At 67.7% G+C, this 223-nt stretch carries 1 protein-coding gene; it reads left to right on the top strand.

The genetic code is table 11. The features are described from left to right. On the top strand, positions 1 to 223 hold a 223-nt coding region (locus MELE44368_RS25670), incomplete at both ends, for an ABC transporter permease (RefSeq protein WP_206613867.1).

Genomic DNA, 223 nt, shown 5'->3' with positions numbered 1-223 from the left:
CTCGATGGGTGCGGGCACGTTGGCGATGATCGGCGGCACGGTGGCGATCGTCGGGTTTCTCACGTTGGCCGCGGGCGGGACGTTGGCGGTGCAGGGCTATTCCTCGTTGGGTGATATCGGCATCGAGGCGTTGACCGGGTTTTTGGCGGCGTTCATCAATGTGCGTATCGCCGCGCCGGTGGTGGCCGGGATCGGGTTGGCGGCCACGTTCGGGGCCGGGGTG

The sequence above is a fragment of the Mycolicibacterium elephantis DSM 44368 genome (genome assembly GCF_004014805.1).
Classification (GTDB): Bacteria; Actinomycetota; Actinomycetes; order Mycobacteriales; family Mycobacteriaceae; genus Mycobacterium; species Mycobacterium elephantis.
Note: the sequence above shows the minus strand (reverse complement) of the source record. Positions and strands in the feature narration are given on the sequence as shown.